Raw genomic sequence first — 19,868 nt, forward strand, 5'->3', positions numbered from 1 at the left:
GCCTGACTCAGCCCTTCTCTACCGACTCCAGCGCCCGCACCAACACCTGGTGGGCCTCTTCGAGCCGCTGCGCCAAGGCCTGAAAATCACCGAGATCGCTGTGGGCCGGCAGGTCGGCCAGCTCGGCTTCGCCGGGCAACTCGGCCAGCACTGCCGCGATGCGTGCTCGGACGTCCTCAATCTCACTGTTCATGGGTGCCACTCACGCTAGCCGATGCCGATTAAGGCCACGTGCCGAGCAGCGACCACTGTTGCAGCGCCGCGTCGGCGGTGTCATCGGCGGCCGCAACAGTGAACGTGCGCGCGGCCAGCTCGGCGTCCCACACCGCGGATGCGAGCGCACGGACGACCGACAGGCCATCACCGTCTTCCTCGGGTTGCCCGGCGGCGACGGTCACGGTGGTGCCATCCACCTGTACGTCCCAGGCCGGCTGCGACCCGATCGCCAGCTTGCCGGCGCCGACGTTCAACGCCCGCAGGTCATGGCCGAGGTAGGTCGGCCGATGCTCGGCGACCGCGCCGACGGCGTCACGGGCGGAGTTCACTCCGGTGAGCACCATCAGGCTGGGCAGCGCAGCGGCATTGGCCGCGGCGATGTCGGTGTCGAGCCGGTCGCCGACCACCAGCGGTGCGTAGAACTCGCCGCGGGTCAGCGCCGCGGTCAGCAGCGCCGGGCCCGGCTTGCCGGCCACCTGCGGTTCGGCGTCGGTCGCGGCACGCAGGGCGGCCACCATCGAGCCGTTGCCCGGCAGCAGACCCCGCTCCGACGGCAGCGTCTTGTCGACGTTGGTGGTCATCCACAGCGCCCCGGCGCGGATCGCCAGCGCCGCCTCGGCCAGATCGGCCCAGCCCAGCTCGGTGGACAGGCCCTGGATGACGGCGGCGGGTTCGTCGGTGGCCAGGCGCACCGCTTCCAAACCGACGGCGCCGATCTCGGCCGCCAGCGACTCCGCACCCAGCACCAAGACTCGCGACCCGGCGGGCAGCTGGCCGGCCAGCAGGCCTGCCGCGATCTGGCCGCTGGTGGCGACGTCCTCGGCTGTGGCGGTGAAGCCCAGCTGGTTCAGATGTGCCGCGACCTCGTCCGCACCGCGCGACGAATTGTTGGTGATGAACAGCTTTCGGCTCTGCAGTTCGGCCAGGGTCTCGACAGCGCCGGCAGTGGGTTCACCACCGCGGAACACCGTGCCGTCCAGATCCAGTAGCAGGCAGTCGTATTCCTCGGCCAGGGTCGCACCGCCGCCCAGTTCGGCGATGCGGTCCTCGACGTCGGTAACGCCTTCGGTGTCGGCGGCAGCGGCGCGCAGGAACCACTCCAGCGCCTCACCTTCGCGCCCGAGTGCCACCAGCGTCTCGCCGTGCGCGTAGTGCAGCCGTGCGACCGTCGAGCCGGTCCGGTCCGGGTCGTTCGGTGCCGAGGAGAGCACCGTCAGTGCCTGCTCCAACTGCCCCAGGTCCGCGCGAGCACCGGCGGCGACAATCCGCATCTCGTCGGCCTCGTCACCCTCGAGCTGCTCGGCATCCGGGCCGGTGGCCAACTCGATCGCTCGCTGGGGCCGGCCCAGGCCGCGCTCGCAGTCGGCGATCAGTGGCAACAGCGCGGACTTGCTGCCCATCCGCCGAGCCGCCCGCAACTCGCCCAGTGCCTGCGTCCAGTCACCGCACTGGTAGGCGGCGATCCCGACGGCTTCGCGGACGGCGGTGATCCGCGTTGAGCGGGACCGAGCCGCCTTGGCGTGTAGCAGTGCCGCTTCCGGATTGTCGTCGAGCAGCATGCCGGCGGCGACCAGGTGGCAGGCCACCGCGTCGGCGGTGGCCCGGTTGAGCGTGCTCAGCTCCCGTCGCACTTCCGGAGCCAACTGCTTGGGTTCGATCCCTTCGGGCAGCGGCGGGTCGTCGTAACGCTGGGACGTTTCCTCGCCAGCAGCGCGCGGGGGTCGCGACGTGCTCTCGAAGTCGCGCCGCGGGCGCGAAGAACGGTCGAAGTCGCGCGGCGGCCGCGAGGCTCCGTCGCGGTCACGCTGAGGTCGCGGGCCGCCGTCGCGGTCGCGGGGAGTCCACGAACCATCGCGGTCCCTTGGCGGTCGCGCGCTGCCATCGCGGTCGCGCGGCGGCTGGGAACGACGATCGCGGTCCGGTCCCGCACCTCGGGTTGTCCGACGCTGATCGCCGGATCCCCGGAACGAACCACCACCGGACTGCCCGGGGCGGCCTCCGGATTGCCCGGGCCGGCCACGGCGCCCGGCATCGCCGGCGCTCCTGCCGCCTCGCGGCCCGTCGCCGCCATTGCCGTGTTCGGCCACCTCGCGCCCTCCGGTCGTAACAGTGCTACCGAAAAGGATACGGCGGGGATCGCCGACCCCTTGACACGGTCGCATTCACGCGATCTGTTCGCGCAGAACAATGGGACATGCGGGAAATGCCTGTGCCCCCGGGAAATGCCTGTGCCCCCCAATTTCTTGGGGGGCACAGGGCTTAATGTTGTGTTCGGCGGTGTCCTACTTTTCCACCCGTGTGGGCAGTATCATCGGCGCTGACAGGCTTAGCTTCCGGGTTCGGGATGGGACCGGGCGTTTCCCTGTCGCTATTTTTGACGGGTCTCTCGAAGAATCACGCGATGACCTTCAATCATTCGGCAACGACACGCCGGTCCCGCTGATCAGGTCCGACTCGTACACCACTCTGCTGGACGCAACCCGGAGTATTACGTTGGATGCGTGAATCACGGCAGCATGCCGATTTTGGATGTGAAGCTCGAGTCCGCGCACATGCGCGGATTCCCCCAAGCTCAACCGAGGCTTTCCGATGCCGTGACGCGGGTGCTGCCGCCGGCACCCGGGTTCAGTACATCGTTCGTCACGCGCTGGGTGGACGAAAAGGACCAGCAGTTCCCTCTGGATGAGAACCAGCAGCACGTCAACACCGTCGACATCGAGGCCACCGTGAGCTTCTCCGATGCCAGCGGCAACCACTGGCGTCGGTCGAATGCCGGCACACTGAGACGGCTCTAGAGAGGGGCAGCAGCGGTCATGGCTGACTTCAAGTTCAATTCCGACTTCTTCGAAAGTCTCTCCAAGGGGTTTCGAGTCCCACTCGATGGAACCGAGCATGATGCGATCCACAGCGTCCGACAGCAGCTCAGGGATATGGGTCTCACGGTCGACGACGCCGAGATTGCGAGAATCGTCCACGAGGCGCGAAGCGGCGCGCTAGCGTCCCCCGATATGTGGGAACTCATCCAGCCTTCTAATGCGCAGACCTTTCTGCGGAATCCGTCGGATGCTAACCGTTACAGCGTGGTGGTCAGAAGCCCGACGATCCGCAACAGTGAGCACGAGGCTAGCTTCGCCGTCGTCCACTCAAGGGCCCAGGTGAAGTTAGACACCTTCAGCGCCATGGGTGTCGACAAGACCTTCGATATCACTTGGCACAACCAGCAAGACGAGTCGGACGATCCGCAAAACTGGAGCACCGAACTCTACTGATCCGGGACCAGGAGCAGGCTCGGTCACCCGAATTCGTTGAGTATCTGATGGCACCGAAGATCATCAAGAAGGCGCTCGCTACCCACCCGCAATGCGGAAAGGATGCGCCATACACGCTCGTGGACCGCAACGGCGATGGCGAGGTGGTCGACCGCGTGTGGATATGCCCCCGGTGCGGAAGGTGCGTCGATGAGGACGTCTACGAGCGCTAGTCCCTGAGCGCAGGTGATGGCCTAGCGTGCCCAACCGTGGACACACTTTGGACACAAACTTGCGTCGGCGACCGACAGCCAGCGTTAACTATCGTGACGCGTTCTCCCAGTTAGAGCCATATTCAGCCCCGTCCGGAAAGCCCCAAACTGTGTGCGCGGCTGTGGACTACTGCATCGGCGCCCTCCAGGCGGCCCCGGCATGAGGAGTGACACAGGTGGGCCGGCCCTCTAAGCTAGTCGTCTAGATGTGGTGGCGGGAGGCGGGTAAGTGCTCGAACTTGGTCAGGTCGATCGGACCGTGGACAGCCCGCCCTATCGGCAGATCGCGGGCATGCTGCGCGAGGGCGTCCGCTCGGGCCGGCTAGCCCCCGGGGCGCGGCTGCCGTCGGAGACTGAGTTGATCGAGCATTTCGGTGTGGCACGTATGACGGTGCGGCAAGCGGTCCAAGAGCTTCGTGCCGAAGGGCTGGTGATCGCCGAGCGCGGCCGCGGCGTGTTCGTCCGCCCGGCGCCTCAGATCCGACGCGTGGCATCCGATCGCTTCGCGCGGAAACACCGAGCCGACGGCAACACCGCATCCGACGTCGGAGTCGAGGAACCTGGGTACTCGCCGGAAGTCGACCGGATCGCAGTGACCCGGAAGAAAACGAACCAGCTTGTGGCCGAACGTCTTCAGGTGTCGGCCGCTGATAAGGTCGTCGCGTGGTCATGGCGCTACCTCTCCGATGGGCAACCCATTGAGACGGCCGTCTCCTACCTACCCTTGACGATTGCCGAAGATGCGCAGATCACCGAGGCCGATACCGGACCGGGTGGCATCTACGCCCGCTTGGAGGAAACCGGCCACGCCATCGCACGTTTCACCGAGGAAGTCACCGCTCGGATGCCCACCCCCGAAGAACGCCGTGAGTTGCAGCTGGAGTCAGGGGTTCCCGTTCTGAGTGTGCTGCGGACCGCCTACGACACCAACGACGTGGCCGTTGAAGTCTGCGCCAGCGTCAAGGTCGCATCCGCCTACGTCCTCGAATACGAGTTCCCAGCCCGCTGAACCACACCATCCCTGGACGCCTCGACTACAGAGGCGCCGGTCATGATGCGGGTCCCCGCGTCGCCCTCGTCGAGTCTCTCAAGGCACCTTGGCTGGTGTGGCACGTCTTTTGATCCCAGCCGAAACACGGCCTGCGCCGCTCCGCGGCTCCGGCCCGGTTCCGCCTGGCCGTTCAGGTGGGGGTTGCGCGAGGCGGGTGGGTCGCTTCCTGGAGTGAATGTGGTTCTCGCTGCGGTTTGATGGGTGCCGGGCATTGATGGAAATGATGATGCCCAACCCCACTCACAAGTCGTGACTCGTCCCCGATGTTGGGATGGACCGCATTGATCTGCTTCGACTGTCCCCCTTGGGTTCTCGCGTCGTTGCATTTCGGACAAACAATCTCCTGCGATACGTTGCACCGCTCTAGTTAACTAGGTAGGATGAACCTATATAGAGCAGTTCCCGAAAGGCTTGACCAATGCTTGTATCGAAGGTGCCCCACCAGGAGGATTTCGCACCCGCGGCCGCCGTATTTCCGGAGCTGTTGACGGCCGAGCAGGTCGCTGACTTGCTTGGCGTGTCCACGGCCACCGTCAGCCGCTGGGGCGCGATGCGCGACCAGGGCCAGGAAGTGGGGCCACCGTGCTACGCACTTTCTGATCGGGTAAGACGTTGGGATGCAGCCGAAGTCCGCACATGGCTACACCGGGTGCGACGCTAATGGCCGGCTCACTACCTCCCGGAATCCGAAAGCGGACCAACGCCGCCGGCCAAGCCCGCTATCAAGTGCGCTACCTGGTCCGCGACTCCAACTCACCGTCCGGGTGGGTAGAAACATCGTCGACATTCGCCACGCTACGGGAAGCGCGGGCATTCAAGGCCGACAGGGATAGTGAAGTGGCCCTGGGAACCAGACGTTTCGATCCGCGCCTCGGCCGGGTCCATCTCTCGGCGATCTGGACGCAATACAGCGCATCGAAACGCCCGGCCGTATCCCCCAAGACATGGAGCGGTTACACCCAGCACTGGCAGCTGCGCATCGGCCCACGCTTCGGCCATGTCCCCGTCGATGAGATCAGCCGCAGGGACGTCCAGGTCTTCGTCGACGCCCTGACCGTGGGCCCGTGGGCCAAGATGTCCACGCTGCGGCTCTTGCGGTCGATACTCGACATGGCACGCGAGGAGGGCCGGATCCACAGCAACCCGGCACAGGGCGTATCGGCGGGACGGTTACCGGTACGGGAACGCCACCGTTACCTCACCACCGCCGGAGTTGCGGCCCTGGCTGCGGCATGCGGTGACCAAGGCGACGTCGTCACAATCCTGGCCTACACCGGACTGCGGTGGTCTGAGCTGGTGGGCTTGCGCGTGGGCGATGTCGACTTGGAGGCACGCAGGCTCTACGTGCGCCAAGCCGCACCCGAGGTGGAAGGGCACATCATCGTCGGCCCGCCGAAAACCCGTGCGGCCGTGCGGACCGTCCCGCTCCCCCAGGTCGTCGTCGAGCTGCTCAAGGCGCGCGTCGCCGGCCGTGCGCCGGCCGAGCAAGCCATCACATCACCCAACGGCGGCTTCCTGCGATCCAACAACTGGCGTCGCCACACCCACTGGTCTCGCGCTTTGCAGACGACGCACCTGGCACCGTTGACGATCCACGATCTGCGCCATACCTACGCGAGCTTGGCCCGGGCCTCGGGCGCCGATTTGCGCTACGTCCAGAAGACCATGGGGCACTCCACGCCCACCGTCACCGCCAACATCTACAGCGATCTGTACTCCGATGAGCTCGACCAGGTGGCGGTCAACCTCGACCGGCTCCACGCGTCGGACGGGGCCAAAGGAAACCGACAGGAACCGGATACGCCGAATCAGCCATAGAGTTCCATCGTCGCGTCTGTGCACCTCAACACCGGCGGCTACGGCCTGCGGTCCAGCAGAAGCGTGAGGGTCCCTGTCGGCCGGCGGAGAATATCGAGGTTCACCTTCCAGCGGCTCGCGAGGTGGCCAGTCGCCGTCCCACGAAGTCCGCAATAGTAGAGCGTGTGCGTGCTGCATCCTGGAAGCCGACAACGGGCCCGGCGCCAGTCACGAAGCAGACGAACGGACAGAAACCGGACACGCCGCATCAGCGAAAGCGTGACATCACCGAGTCCGTGCAGCTCAATCCCAGTGGCCAGGGCCGGGATCGAACCGGCGACCTTCCGCTTTTCAGTTCGCAGGCGGACACGTTTCCCCAGGTCGCCGAACTAGGCTCTACTCCATTGACCTGCACTTTCAGTGCGTTGGGCTATGGGTTTGGGTGCAGCTCTTGTGACATCGCTGTGACACATCGGGCTTCGACAGGTGGAACGTGTCGTTCCAACGCGCCCCGACTAGGTCCGATACGGAACGTCTACAGGTAGTATTAGCTGTAAACGTTTCGTATCAGCCGTTCCATGGAGAGGAGGTACCGCCGTGGAAGCCCTCACCCCGAGCACCGCGACGCGGGCCGGCCTCTCACGTAGCGGGCTCTACCGCGACGCCTGGGCGGGCCGGTTGGACCGCATCGCCCGCGGCATCTACTTACCCGCCAAGGCGTCCGCCGCCGACTGGGATCAGATCGAAGCCGCCACACGTCGCCCGGAGGCGACGATCTGCCTGACCTCCGCCCTCGTCTACCACGATCTGACCGATGCGATACCCGCCGCGCTGGACGTCGCGATCCCCCGCGGGTCGCGAACACCGGCCAGCACGGGCGCGATCGCGTGGCACCACTTCGATCGGGCCACGTTTGAGATCGGACGCAAAGAGATCGCCATCCCGGGATCGGATCAAACGATCGGGATCTACTCCCCCGAACGGTCGATCGCCGACGCGTTCCGCCTGCGCGGCGACGTCGGATACGAACTGGCGCGCGATGCGCTACGGGAGTGGCTACGCCGGGGCGGCAAACCAGCCCGGCTGATCGAGATCGCGTCGCAACTACCCCGGGCAAAATCTCCTGTCCTTCAGGCATTGGAGATGCTGGGGTGATCTCCGGCGACGCAGTGTTCCGCGAAATCCAGGCCGCCGCACGTTCCGCAGCAGCGAAAAGCGCGGCCAGCACACCAACGCAGGAATACGTGATCCGGCACACGCTCGAATCGTTCCTGGATCGACTTACCCGTACCCCACATGCCGGCGACTTCGTCCTCAAAGGTGGCATTCTGTTGGCCGCCTACGGGGTGCGACGCCCCACCAAGGACACCGATGCCAACGCCGTGGCCGCGGAGGTAACCGCCGAGCATCTCACCCAGGTGGTCTGTGACATCGCCGGGATCGATGTCGATGACGGAGTGGTGTTCGACACCGACACGATCAGCGTGCAGGAGATCCGCGAGCACGCCGACTACCCCGGTTTGCGCCTACGAGTCGCCGCCTCAATCGGGCAGTGGCACGGCACCGCCGTGTGGGACGTATCCACCGGCGACCCGATAGTGCCGCCACCGCGGCTGGTAACCATCGACCGAATCCTTGGCGAACCGATCACGCTCCTCGGTTACGCGGCCGAGACAACCATCGCAGAAAAGGGCGTCACCATCCTCGAACGCGGCATCACCAGCACCCGCTGGCGAGACTACGTCGACATCGTGGCACTGGCCCGCCAAGGCATCGACCCCGACGAGCTTCTCCGGTCGGCACGAGCTGTCGCGCGCCACCGCGGCGTCACCCTCGAGCCTGTCGCCCCGCACCTGGCCGGTTACGGCGCAGTCGCACAGGCCAAATGGGCTGCATGGCGCCGCAAGGAACACCTGGAATCCGCCTGCGAGGAGAACCTCGACGACCAGATCATGCGGGTCTGCGAGGTTCTCAATCCTGTATTCGCCCGCGGGCCCGAATAAGCAGCGCACATATCAGCGCGACTGAGCACCCGCCAGCGTAGTCATCCCAAAGCTCCGAGCACCGCTATGTCATCTAATCCGCGAATTCCAGTAGTGGCATGCAAAAACTATCAGCCAATTGTGCTGTACGCAGCTATGCTGGGACTTTCGCATGTTAGCGTCCAGCAACTACTTTCGGGTCGGAGCGGCGGTGTGTCATGTTGCTGAGGCGTTGGAGCGACGCCGCATGAGCTCTGGTCCTATTAGCATGGCGTGGCGTGACTAGCGTGAAAACGCAACGACTGACTATCTTTCTGCTGCAGCCTATCTCTGATTTCGGCGAAGCAATCACTAAGGACAAGTCGCCTACCGCGGTGCCGCTGAACGAAGAGATCGGCATCAGCGGAACGTTCTACTTTGTGTCGAAACCACCGACGCGGCCCGCTTGGGTGTCATATGTCAAGGAGATCGCGCCGACGCTGCCAGATCTGTCCTCATCTTCAGCATCCGGCGTGCTGATCGTGGATGCCCACGGTCGCCATTTCGCGCTCACCTTCGGCTACGGCCGAAGTCTGCTGGACATGTCCAAGGTCGAGCGGCAGTTCGGGCTCAGAGTGGCGCTCAACCGGATTGATCCCACGCAGCTTCGGAGTATGGATACCAAGACGTTTGAAGATCTCGTTGTGACCCGTACATTGCAGGCAAGCAAGAGCACCGACTTGCCGACCTTCGGCGTCGACGTGTCGAGAGACATTCTCAGAGCGGTGACCGGTGAGCCACGAGACACATCGCTGTCAAAGCGCCTCTCCGGAGCTGACGCGCTGGTCCTCGGCACAACAACGAAGGCGTCGGAGCTGGAGAAAGTACTCGGCGAAGTTCTGGAGGCATTCTCTGAGGAGACCTATAAGGACAATTTTGCGTGGATCGACCACCTGTCGCTCGTCACCGACCGTGGATTGATCGACGCACTCGACGGGCAGCTGGCCCAGCAGCTAGTAGAAGGTGACACCTCTGGGACGCACATGGCGATGCCAGAGCCAATCGACTGGGGAGAAATCGAGTCATTCAAGATCACCAGCAGCCGAACAGTCTTCCTCGATCTCGACCTCGACGAATACCTCGAATCAATCGGAGACGGCCGGTCAAAGATGACGGTTTCGATCCTCAAGGGTCGGCGAGTTTCGGTGAAGTTCCTCCGCTCGGGTGAATACGACGGACGCTGGACGCTGTACAACTGCCTGATCTCCGAGCAGCGAGTTAATGGCCAGTTGTACGTTCTCATCGAAGGCAACTGGCTCGCGGTGAGCGAAACCCTCGCTCAAGAGGTCGACGCATTCGCAGCGGGCCTGTCGGCGCCCCAGACAACATTGGTGAGCTCGAACATTGGGGAAACCGAGCCGGCGTACAACAAGCGCATGGCGAGCGAGGCTGGGGCCGAGATGCTCTGCTTGGATGCCAAGATCCAGGTTCCAGGCGGAGCTTCGTCGGGGATCGAACTCTGCGATTTGCTAACTGCTGGGGGCGAGTTCATCCACATCAAGCGCAAATCGCGGTCTTCGACGCTCAGCCATCTGTTTGCGCAAGGTGCGATCGGTGCGACAACCTTCGTTAGCGACGGGACGTATCGCGACAAGGTCCGCGCGAAGATCGAGGAATCAGTCGGCCCTGCCGAGAAGGATAAGTGGTTAAGTCTCATCCCTGCGAGCGACCAGAGCGTTCATCGATCCAAGTACGTGGTCTCCTACGCCGTAATCGCTAATTCGGATAAGACCGGTGCGGATTGGCTGCCATTCTTCAGCAAGCTCAATTTGATGCAGCAGGGTAAGCAAATTTTGAGCCTCGGATTCGGCCTATCGGTATCGAGGATCGATATAGTCGCATAAGCGCTCGGCCCATCACGATAGCCTGAAGAGCGACGAGCGTGGCCGTCCATACCACCAAACTTTCAGCGCCGCGGTGTCATGCTCCGCTTACGGAGCAGCTCGTTGAACATCTCCGTGCTGATGTATGCGCGCTTCTCCAACGTCGAGGGCGCACGCAGGTCGGGACGCCCCCCTTCGACATTGGCGCATTCGACGATAGGCGTTATCTCGGAGCTGAAAAGCTCGACCCAATGTCGGTTGCGTGTTGGATCATGCCAGGGGTGACTGACTGCAGGCAGCACCGGAACGAGCTCGCTGAGCACGTGGGTGTCTCCCGGCTTTATGGTGGTCCAGCTGGTGACGTTGGCCCACCGATCATCGGTAAGTACCGTTTCTCCCGGGTAGATCAGCTCCCATGCCAGCGGGGGAAAGTAGACAGACGCAACGGCGTTGATTCCGACAGGATTACCCGAGCTGTCATGGCGCAGGCGACGGCCCGCGACGGGAAATCCAGCGATTGGCCCCGCAACCCGAGCTGTCACACCTCGCGTAACGGCGAGGTACAGACGTAGCTCTGGCGGCATCTCCAAAGGGATTCCGCTGGCCAACTGACCTGGCCAATCGGGCCAGTGGCGACGAATTAGCGGCCCAGTGGCGCACATACCCAACAGGATGGACCGCACGACAGCACCGGGGTCGAAGACCACCGATGGCATCGACATCAGCGGAGGGACATGTATCTGCCAGGATTTGACCCAGTGAGGCCGCATCTGTTGAGCGAAATCACCATAGGCCTTGTCGTACTGGCCAGCCTGACTATTACAGTCACCGCATAAGCCGTAGAGGTGGATGCCGCCAAGGTCTTGACGGCCCACATCGACCTCGTCCTTGTTCACCATGAGACGACACCGCTTGACTAGCATCTCGTTGCCCGCGCAACGAGATGGGACGTGCGACTGCGTCATGCGCTTCCGGACCCCGCAGATTCCGCATGGACGTTTGTCGCCGCGATGAGTGATGAGACCCAGCACCTGGGGGCGCCTATCGCCGCGCCTCGACTTCGATGACATCGGTAGCCCCAATCACATTCATAACGCTGAAGATACGTCGGTTATAGCAGCGCGCTACGACACCACGCTCTTGACGTTTCCCGAGGCCCTCGCGGCCCAGCTGGTTAAATACCTGACGGGCAACCCCTCAAGTCTGGGAAATACGTCACCGCTGACACCCGGAATCGAGGCCAACCGCTGTGCTGAGGGGGACCCGGTTTCTGGTCCAGTCGCTATGCGGCTTGGGGTTGGTGGGTCGTGGTCCACTGTAGGGCGAACTCGGCTGGGCTGAGTCCGCGGTGTGCTGAATGCGGTGCGGTGGCGTTGTTGGAGTTGGATGCCGTTGCTGCCGGTGAGTTGTTGGCGGGTTATCCCGGTGTTGAGGTGGCGGGGTATTTGTCGCCGCGGCAGACGGTGGTGGCTGGTGCGCCGGCGGATGTGGATGCGGTGATTGCTGCGGTGGCTGCCCAGGAGCGGTTTGCGCGGCGGGTGAATATGGAAGTGGCTTCCCATACCGCGTTCATGGATCCGATCCTTGACGAGCTGCGCGCCGAACTAGCCGACATCACCCCACAAATGCCACAAATCCCATTCCTGTCCACCGTGGTCGATCCACTCGGACCGACCCCGATGCTCGACGCCGGTTACTGGGCAGACAATGTGCGCCAGCCGGCCCGGGTGAATCAGGCGGTTGCCGCCGCAGGGGACAAGTACGGCACCTTCATTGAGATCAGCCCGCACCCGATCCTGACCCACACCATTGATGAGATCCTGGACGCGGTGCCGCACTGCAGCGTCGCCACCCTGGTGCGCGACGGTGATGACACGGTCGCTTTCCATCAGCATCTCAACAGCGCACACCCGGTGAGTCCTCGCGAACTACCGCACCCGTCTGGCCCCTACCCGGTGCTGCCGGCTACCCCGTGGCGACACACCCACCACTGGCTTGTGGTCGAAAGTGCCATCACCGCAGCAGAATCCGCGCCGCGGCCGGGACTGCTGCTGGGCACCCACATCAAGATCGGCAGCACACCGACCGTCCACCTGTGGCAAGCCCGGCTGTCGCCGGAGACCAAGCCATACCCGGGCAGCCACCGCAACAACGGGGTGGAGCTGGTCCCGGCGTCGGTACTGCTGCAAACCCTGGCGGATGCCGCGTTAGAGGCCAGCGGCCACTCGGCGGTCAGCGAGATCCGTTTCGAGCACCCGATCATCGTCGACCGGCCGCGGACCATCCAGGTGGTCGCCGACGGCGAATCAGTGACGGTCTCCTCGAAGGCGGTTTCCGACGACGCGGGCGCCCGCTGGGTCAAACACCTCAGCGCCCGCATCACGCCGTGCGGCGAATCCGTTGGGCCCGATGCTGATTCCATGCTCACCAACGGTGATAGCGGAACCTCCTTCGACGACGACGCGGTGACCGCGCTGTGGCTCACCTGGGGTAGTGAGGGACGCCCGTTTGAGTGGTCGCTGACCTCCGGCCGCGCCACCGCGACGGAGTTGCATGCCGACGTCGCATCCGCGCAGTCCGGCACGGCCGCGCTGCTCGACGCTGCCCTGCACGTCGCCCGCCTGGTCGACCAGGCCAACCCCGAGCTGATGGTGCCCGCCTCGGTTGACGATGTCCGTTTCGGAGACGCGCCCACTGACGGCCGGGCCGGAGTCACTGTGCTCCGGCGCGACGGCGGCGAGGGCGAACTCATCGTCGACCTCGCCGTGACCACCGCCGACGGCGCCCGGTGCGTCGAGATCCGCGGGCTGCGCTACACGGCGCTGAACTCGGCCACCGCGGCCGACGACCCGAGCTCGATCGCCCACGCGATCGACTGGCAGCCCTGGGACGCCGAACTGCAAACCCCGACTCAGCCGGGAACCCTGACGGTGGTCGGTACCGGTGCCGCCGCCGAGCGTCTGCGCGACGGACTGAACGCAGCGGGTCACCACAGTGTCGGGATCACCGAGGCCCAGAACGTCGTCTATGTCGCCGACCCGGGCCCCACAGACGAATCCGACCTGGACTGCGCGGCCCGACTGGCCGGTGAGGTGGCCGACCTGGTGGCCACCCTGGCCGACCGCGACGTCCACCCGCCAGCCCTGTGGATCGTCACCCACGGCGTCCACGAGGCCGCCTCCGCCGCTGCGGTGCGTCAGAGCTGCCTGTGGGGAATGGCGGGCGTGATCCGGGCAGAGCAGCCCCAACTCTGCGGCGGGCTGGTGGACCTGCCCAGCGATGACAGCGTCGATACGGCCGCGAGCGCTGCGGCGCTGTCGAGCATCCTGCGCACGCCGGCCAAGTCCATCCTGGCGTGGCGTGACGACCAGTTCCTGACACCCGCGTTCACTCCGATCTCCGGTCCGCCGCAGCGCCAGCCGATGGTGTGCCAGCCTGACGGCGCCTACCTCATCACCGGCGGTATGGGAGCGCTCGGCCTGCTGATGGCCGGATGGCTGGCCGACCGCGGTGCCCGGCGCCTGATCTTGGCCGGCCGCAGCGCCTTGCCGCCCCGGCGCGACTGGGACTCCGAGGAGATCGAGGACGGCGTGCGGAACAAGATCGCCGCCGTCCGGGCGTTGGAGCGGCGCGGTGTCACCGTTGACGTGGTCGGGCTCGATGTCGGATCCCGGGCCGCGGTGACCGACTTGTTGGCCCGCCGCGACGCCGCCGGCGCTCCGCCGATCCGCGGTATCATCCACGCCGCCGGTATCACCGAGGGCCAACTGCTCACCGAGGTCGAGGCCGAGCGGCTGCGCGACACCCTGTGGCCCAAGGTCGCGGGCGCCCAGGTGCTGAACGAGCTCTTCCCGCCCGGAAGCCTGGACTTCTTCTTCATGACCGCAGCTGCCGGAGCGGTGTTCGGGGTTCCTGGTCAGGGTGCCTACGCGAGCGCCAACGCCTACCTGGACGGCTTGGCCCGTGCCCGTCACAAGCTGGGCTGCCACAGCGTCAGCCTGGACTGGGTGGCGTGGAAGGGCCTGGGCTTCGGCTCCGAGGCGCACGTGGTGCTGCACGAACTGGAACGGATGGGCTCGCGGCCCATCACCCCGGCGGAAGCCTTTGCCGCCTGGGACCACGTCGAGCACTACGACGTCGCGCAGGCCGTGATGGTGCCGCTGCCCAGGGAAGGAAAGCCCGGGGAGTCCGCTTCCGGTGGCGTCGGACCGGTCCGAGACTGGGCGCAACTGCCCGCCGATGAGATACTGAGCGAGTTGGAAATCGGGTTGCGCAGCATTCTGGCGCGCGAGCTTCGCATGTCGGAGGCTGAGCTACAGCTGGACCGGCCGTTCGCCGAACTCGGTCTGAACTCCGTGATGGCGATGGCGGTCCGCCGTGACATCGAACAGCTGGTCGGCATGGAGCTGTCGGCCACCATGCTATGGAATCACCCGACAACTGCGGCACTGGCGGCGCACCTGACCGGCAAGCTGCTGCCGCAGGAAGATGTCAGCGGCAACGCGGCGGCCACCAACGGTGAGCTGCCCGAGCCGGCCGACAGTGTTTTGAACGAGCTGTTCGACAGCGTGGAATCGGCTCCGGCCGGATGGGACGGGATCTAGTGGGAATTGAGTTCCCCGCATGACCGCAGCATTTGATGAAGAAGCACTGCGCCACTGGCTGGCCGACTATCTGGTCACCAACATCGGTTGCAGCCTCGAGGACATCGATTTCAACGCGTCGCTCAACGATCTGGGCGTCGGATCCCGCGATGCCGTGGTGCTCTGCGGCGAGCTGTCCGAACTGCTCGGCCGCAAGGTCTCACCGGTAGAACTCTGGCAGCACCCCTCGGTCGCGGAACTGGCCCGGTTCCTCATCGAGCCCGAGTCCGCCGAGGAAGAATCGGCACCCGAGCCCGGGCGTTTCGGCACAGATGAGCCCATCGCGGTGGTCGGTCTGGGTTGCCGGTTCCCCGGTGACATCAACTCACCGGACGCGATGTGGCAGTTCCTGCTCGACGGTGGCAACGCGGTGACCGAAGTGCCCGCCGATCGCTGGGCGCCGTTCGACGACGGGTCAGCCGAGACGGGCAACGCGATTGCCCGCACCACCCGCTGGGGCTCGTTCCTGCGCGATATCGCCGCATTCGACGCCGACTTCTTCGACATCTCCAGCCGCGAAGCGGTCAAGATGGACCCGCAGCAACGGCTGCTGCTCGAAGTGGCGTGGGAAGCCTTGGAGCACGCGGGTATTCCGGCGACTTCCTTGCGGCGATCGCAGACCGGTGTGTATGTCGGAGCCAGCATCACCGAATACGGCTGCCACGCGTCGGCCGACCTGCCAAACGTGGACGCCTGGAGCAATGCCGGTGGCGCACTGAGCATCATCGCCAACCGGCTGTCGTATTTCTTGGACCTGCGCGGCCCGTCGGTGACGGTGGACACCGCGTGCTCGTCGTCGCTGGTCGCCCTGCACCTGGCCTGCCGAAGTCTGCGGACCGGGGAGTGCGAGACCGCGATCGCCGGCGGCGTGAATCTGCTGATGTCACCCGCGGTGTTCCGCGGCTTCGACCAGAGCGGGGCATTGTCGACGACCGGCGCGTGCCACGCATTCGACGCCGACGCCGACGGATTCGTTCGCGGTGAGGGCTGCGGTGTCGTGGTGCTCAAGCGGTTGTCCGACGCCCGCCAAGACGGCGACCGCGTGCTGGCGGTGGTGCGCGGATCGGCAATCAACCAGGACGGCCACTCCAACGGCCTGCTGGCGCCGAACCCGGCCGCCCAAATGGCGGTTCTGCGGTCGGCCTACGCCGACGCCGGCATCGCCCCGCAGGAAGTCGACTACGTCGAAACCCACGGAACCGGAACCCTGTTGGGTGACCCGATCGAGGCCAAAGCGCTGGGCACGGTGCTGGGCCGGGGCCGTTCCCCCCAGACGCCGCTGTTGCTCGGCGCTGCCAAGTCGAACCTCGGTCATCTCGAGGCGGCCGCCGGGATGGTCGGCTTCATCAAGGCGGTGCTGGCCGTGCAACGCGGGCGGATTCCGAAGAACCTGCATTTCAACACTCCGAACCCGCACATCACGTTCGAGCAGATGCGTTTGAAGGTCGTTGCCGAACACCAGGACTGGCCCTCGTCGGATCACCCGCGGCGAGCCGGGGTCTCCTCCTTCGGCTTTGGCGGCACCAACGCTCACGTGGTCATCGAGCAGGCGCCCCCCGCCAAGATCACGGCGCGCGAGGTAGATCCGGCAGTGACCACTCTGGTGGTCTCCGCGCGGACCCCGGAACGGATCGCTGCAACAGCGACCGACCTAGCCGACTGGCTGGAGGGCGACGGCGCCGGCGTGGAACTGCCCGACGTCGCGCACACCCTCAATCACCACCGTGCCCGCCAATCCCTGTTCGGCACGGTCTGCGCCCGCGACCGGGACGCGGCGGTCAGCGGCCTGCGGGCACTGGCGGCCGGTACCTCGGCGGATGGACAGGACTGCGGAGTCATCGGTCCGCACGACGGCCCGTGCGGCCCCGGCACCGTCTTCGTGTACTCCGGTCAGGGCTCGCACTGGATCGGCATGGGCCGTGCGCTGCTCACCGACGAACCGGCGTTCGCCCGGGCGCTGGCCGTGCTGGAACCGGCGTTCGTCGAACACGTCGGGTTCTCGCTGTGGCAGGTGATCTCCGCCGGTGAACCGGTCAGCGGTGATGCGCAGGTACAACCGGTCCTGATGGGGCTCCAGCTGGCGCTGACCGAGCTGTGGCGTTCCTACGGGGTCCACCCCGACGCCGTCATCGGTCACTCGATGGGCGAGGTCACCGCCGCGGTGGTAGCGGGCGCGCTGAGCCCGGCTGACGGGTTCCGGGTCATCGCGGCCCGTTCGCAGTTGATGTCGCGGCAGGCCGGTCAGGGCGCGGTGGCGCTGCTGAACTTGGACACCGACGCCGTCGAGGCGCTGCTGGTCGACTACCCGGATGTCAGTGTGGCGGGCTACCTCTCGCCGAAGCAGACCGTGGTGGCCGGCCCGGTTGCGCCCGTCGATGCGGTCATCGCGGCCGTCAGCGGCCGGAACAAGTTCGCCCGGCGGGTCAACATGGAAGTGGCCTCGCACACCGCGCTGATGGACCCGATCCTGCCCGAGCTTCGCGTAGCACTGGCGGACCTGACGCCTGAAGTCGCCACCATCCCGTTCTTCTCGACGGTGACCGAAGCTGCCATGCCGGCCGGTGGCATGCCGATCTTGGACGCCGACTACTGGGTGAACAACGTTCGGCAGCCTGCGCTGCTGACACAGGCGGTTGCTGCCGCGGCCGGCGAATACACCACGTTCGTGGAAGTCAGCGCGCATCCGATTCTCACTCACGCGATTGCTGACACGGTGGAAGCCCTCGGCGGTCATCACCATACGGCCGGAACTCTGGTGCGCGACGCCGACGACGCGGTCAGCTTCCACACCAACCTCAATCGCACGCACACCACCCAGCCCCCGCAGACCCCGCACCCGCCCGAGCCGCACCCGGTGCTGCCCGCCACCCCGTGGCAGCACAGCAGTTACTGGATCGAGACCGCGGCCGTCCGGCGCCCTGCCGGCCCGGCAGGCGCAGGGCCACAATGGGCCGTCGGCAGCCCGGGAGCGGTGCCCGAGGACTGGTGGTGCGAGCTGACGTGGCCGGCTGCTGAAGCGGCGGCCGGCGACCCCGTCACCCAGCAGTCCTGGTTGGTGATCGGCAGCCAGGAGCTGAGTGCCGAGATCGGCGCGAAGCAGGGCGGTGGCGTCACTGCGCTGGACGCATCGGTGTTGGCCGCGGACGGCGACCGCGCTGCACTGGCTGCGGCGCTGGGCGCTGCCACCCATGTGCTGTACGCGCCGTCGACGGATGCGACGGATCTGAGCGCTGCGCCCGCCTACGATGCGTTCAACGCGGCCCGGCGCCTGGTCACCGCGATGGCGGAACAGACCTCGAACCCGGCGAAACTGTTCCTGCTGACCCGTAATGCGCAACCTGTCGGTGAGGGCGACCGGGCCAACCCCGCGCACGCCGTGCTGTGGGGCCTGGGTCGCAGCTTGGCCCTGGAACACCCCGAGGTTTGGGGCAGAGTCGTCGATGTCGACGAGTCGGTCCCCGCGGCATTGATCGCCGGATACCTGCTGGCCGAGGCCGACGCCGCCGACAACGAGGACCAGGTCGTGTACCGAGCCGGTGTTCGTCGGGTGCCGCGCCTTCTCGGTAGCCGTCCAACCGGTGCTGCGCCGGTCGAATTCGACGCCGGCAGTTGCCATCTGGTAATCGGCGCGACCGGCAACATCGGTCCGCAGCTGGTACGGCAACTGGCGGCCAGTGGAGCCAAGACCATTGTCGCGGTGTCCCGACGTCCGGGCTCAGTGCTCGACGAGTTGGCGACCGAGTTGGCTTCGGCGGGAACGACACTGGTGACAGTGGCTGCCGACGCCGCCGACGAGACCGCGATGGGTGCGCTGTTCGATCGGTTCGGTGCTGACCTGCCGCCGCTGGAAGGCATCCACGTGGCCGCCTTTGCCGGCGGCCCGGTGACCCTGCGCGACATGACCGACGACGATGTCACCACCATGTTCCGCCCGAAGCTCGACGTGGTTGCGCTGTTGCACAAGCTGTCGCTGCGACAGCCGCTGCGCTACTTCGTGTTGTTCTCATCGATCTCTGGCATCACCGGGTCGCGCTGGCTGGCGCACTACACGGCCACCACCACCTTCCTGGACACCTTTGCCTACGCGCGCCGCGCGGCCGGGCTGCCGGCAACCGCGATCAACTGGGGCTTGTGGAAGTCGTTGACCGACACCCAATCCGATGTTGAACGCCAGGTGACTGTCGACTCCGGTCTGGAGCCGATGGCCGACGATGTCGCAATCGGAGCCCTGCCACTGGTGATCGGCGCACGGGGCGCGGTGCGGCACACCGTCGTCGCGGCGGACTGGCCGCGGCTTGCCGCCGCGTACCGCACCCGGGCGGCGCTGCGCATCGTCGACGACCTGCTGATCGTGGACGCACCCGTTGACGGGCCGGCGGCGCAGAGCACCGAGTTCCGTCGCGTTCTGGCTGAGTCGGAACCCGAGCAGCGTGGGGAGCTGCTGCGCGAACACGTCACCGACCAGGTCGTCGCCGCCATGGGACTGGGGTCGCGCCACGCGCTGGACCCGACCGCCGGATTCTTCCAGTCCGGCATGGATTCGCTGATGAGCGTCACCTTGCAGCGGGCACTGTCGGACAGCCTGGGCGAAACTCTGCCGGCCGCAGTGGTGTTCGACTACCCGACCATCGATGCGCTGACGGGGTACCTGGCAACGATCCTGCCCGAGGTAGCGGAAGCCGCCGAGCAGGACAGCACCGACGCCTATGACGACATGAGCGATGACGAGCTGCTCGCGCAGCTCTCGGAGAGGTTGAGTTGAGCGAGAAGAGTGCTGCGCCGGTCGGGGGGCCGGAT

Annotated in this window: 13 protein-coding genes, 1 tRNA gene, 1 rRNA gene and 1 pseudogene; 10 read left to right on the top strand and 6 right to left on the bottom strand. The window is 65.8% G+C overall.

Annotation, left to right across the window (positions count from 1 at the left end; genetic code table 11):
* Positions 1-7 precede the first annotated feature (7 nt).
* From NM962_22595 to rrf, 4 genes and pseudogenes are all read right to left on the bottom strand, one after another.
* Positions 8-193: a hypothetical protein gene (locus NM962_22595; GenBank protein UVO12576.1), complete on the bottom strand. Its 186-nt coding sequence runs from the start codon at positions 191-193 to the stop codon at positions 8-10.
* Positions 194-221: 28 nt separating this feature from the next.
* Complete coding sequence (locus NM962_22600; protein ID UVO14912.1) at positions 222-1,184, bottom strand: HAD hydrolase-like protein; 963 nt, start codon at positions 1,182-1,184, stop codon at positions 222-224.
* Between the two features lie 57 nt (positions 1,185-1,241).
* A pseudogene (locus tag NM962_22605) lies at positions 1,242-1,865 on the bottom strand (hypothetical protein).
* A 620-nt stretch (positions 1,866-2,485) separates the two neighbouring features.
* Positions 2,486-2,598: ribosomal RNA gene (rrf, locus tag NM962_22610) — 5S ribosomal RNA — on the bottom strand.
* Positions 2,599-2,717: 119 nt separating this feature from the next.
* Here rrf and NM962_22615 point away from each other — a divergent pair.
* From NM962_22615 to NM962_22635, 5 genes are all read left to right on the top strand, one after another.
* Entirely contained in the window at positions 2,718-3,011 is a 294-nt protein-coding gene (locus tag NM962_22615) for a hypothetical protein (GenBank protein ID UVO12577.1), read from the top strand.
* An 18-nt stretch (positions 3,012-3,029) separates the two neighbouring features.
* A complete protein-coding gene (locus tag NM962_22620; protein ID UVO12578.1) occupies positions 3,030-3,485 on the top strand; it encodes a hypothetical protein in 456 nt (151 codons plus the stop codon).
* 480 nt (positions 3,486-3,965) lie between these two features.
* Positions 3,966-4,745 (top strand): GntR family transcriptional regulator, encoded by a 780-nt coding sequence (locus tag NM962_22625; GenBank protein UVO12579.1) that lies wholly within the window; start codon positions 3,966-3,968, stop codon positions 4,743-4,745.
* Between the two features lie 460 nt (positions 4,746-5,205).
* A complete protein-coding gene (locus tag NM962_22630; GenBank protein UVO12580.1) occupies positions 5,206-5,448 on the top strand; it encodes a helix-turn-helix domain-containing protein in 243 nt (80 codons plus the stop codon).
* Positions 5,448-6,605: a site-specific integrase gene (locus tag NM962_22635; protein UVO14913.1), complete on the top strand. Its 1,158-nt coding sequence runs from the start codon at positions 5,448-5,450 to the stop codon at positions 6,603-6,605. The genes NM962_22630 and NM962_22635 overlap by 1 nt, the downstream gene beginning before the upstream one ends.
* A 292-nt stretch (positions 6,606-6,897) precedes the next feature.
* Here NM962_22635 and NM962_22640 read toward each other — a convergent pair.
* Positions 6,898-6,970, bottom strand: a tRNA-OTHER gene (locus NM962_22640).
* A gap of 211 nt (positions 6,971-7,181) precedes the next feature.
* Between NM962_22640 and NM962_22645 the strand changes: the two genes are divergently transcribed.
* The 3 genes from NM962_22645 (at position 7,182) to NM962_22655 (ending at position 10,449) form a co-directional block, all read left to right on the top strand.
* Positions 7,182-7,739 carry a hypothetical protein gene (locus NM962_22645; protein UVO12581.1) on the top strand — a complete coding sequence of 186 codons (558 nt, stop codon included), beginning with the start codon at positions 7,182-7,184 and terminating at the stop codon, positions 7,737-7,739.
* A complete protein-coding gene (locus tag NM962_22650) occupies positions 7,736-8,587 on the top strand; it encodes a nucleotidyl transferase AbiEii/AbiGii toxin family protein (protein ID UVO12582.1) in 852 nt (283 codons plus the stop codon). The genes NM962_22645 and NM962_22650 overlap by 4 nt, the downstream gene beginning before the upstream one ends.
* Before the next feature lie 257 nt (positions 8,588-8,844).
* Positions 8,845-10,449 (top strand): TIGR04141 family sporadically distributed protein, encoded by a 1,605-nt coding sequence (locus NM962_22655; protein UVO12583.1) that lies wholly within the window; start codon positions 8,845-8,847, stop codon positions 10,447-10,449.
* Positions 10,450-10,511: 62 nt separating this feature from the next.
* On the opposite strand, the gene NM962_22660 is transcribed toward NM962_22655, so the two are convergent.
* Positions 10,512-11,327 (bottom strand): hypothetical protein, encoded by an 816-nt coding sequence (locus tag NM962_22660; GenBank protein UVO12584.1) that lies wholly within the window; start codon positions 11,325-11,327, stop codon positions 10,512-10,514.
* Between the two features lie 468 nt (positions 11,328-11,795).
* Here NM962_22660 and NM962_22665 point away from each other — a divergent pair, with 468 nt between their 5' ends.
* Together NM962_22665 and NM962_22670 are read left to right on the top strand one after the other, a co-directional pair.
* On the top strand, positions 11,796-15,032 hold the full coding sequence (locus tag NM962_22665) for a KR domain-containing protein (GenBank protein UVO12585.1): 3,237 nt from the start codon (positions 11,796-11,798) through the stop codon (positions 15,030-15,032).
* A gap of 19 nt (positions 15,033-15,051) precedes the next feature.
* Positions 15,052-19,833: a type I polyketide synthase gene (locus tag NM962_22670; GenBank protein ID UVO12586.1), complete on the top strand. Its 4,782-nt coding sequence runs from the start codon at positions 15,052-15,054 to the stop codon at positions 19,831-19,833.
* Positions 19,834-19,868 lie beyond the last annotated feature (35 nt).

Source organism: Mycobacterium sp. SVM_VP21 (assembly GCA_024758765.1).
Taxonomy (GTDB): Bacteria; Actinomycetota; Actinomycetes; order Mycobacteriales; family Mycobacteriaceae; genus Mycobacterium; species Mycobacterium heraklionense_C.

Coding starts and splice junctions, on each gene's coding strand:
- NM962_22595 (UVO12576.1), bottom strand. CDS start 193: ATGAACAGTGAGATTGAGGACGTCCGAGCACGCATCGCGGCAGTGCTG.
- NM962_22620 (UVO12578.1), top strand. CDS start 3,030: ATGGCTGACTTCAAGTTCAATTCCGACTTCTTCGAAAGTCTCTCCAAG.
- NM962_22630 (UVO12580.1), top strand. CDS start 5,206: ATGCTTGTATCGAAGGTGCCCCACCAGGAGGATTTCGCACCCGCGGCC.
- NM962_22635 (UVO14913.1), top strand. CDS start 5,448: ATGGCCGGCTCACTACCTCCCGGAATCCGAAAGCGGACCAACGCCGCC.
- NM962_22660 (UVO12584.1), bottom strand. CDS start 11,327: ATGGTGAACAAGGACGAGGTCGATGTGGGCCGTCAAGACCTTGGCGGC.
- NM962_22670 (UVO12586.1), top strand. CDS start 15,052: ATGACCGCAGCATTTGATGAAGAAGCACTGCGCCACTGGCTGGCCGAC.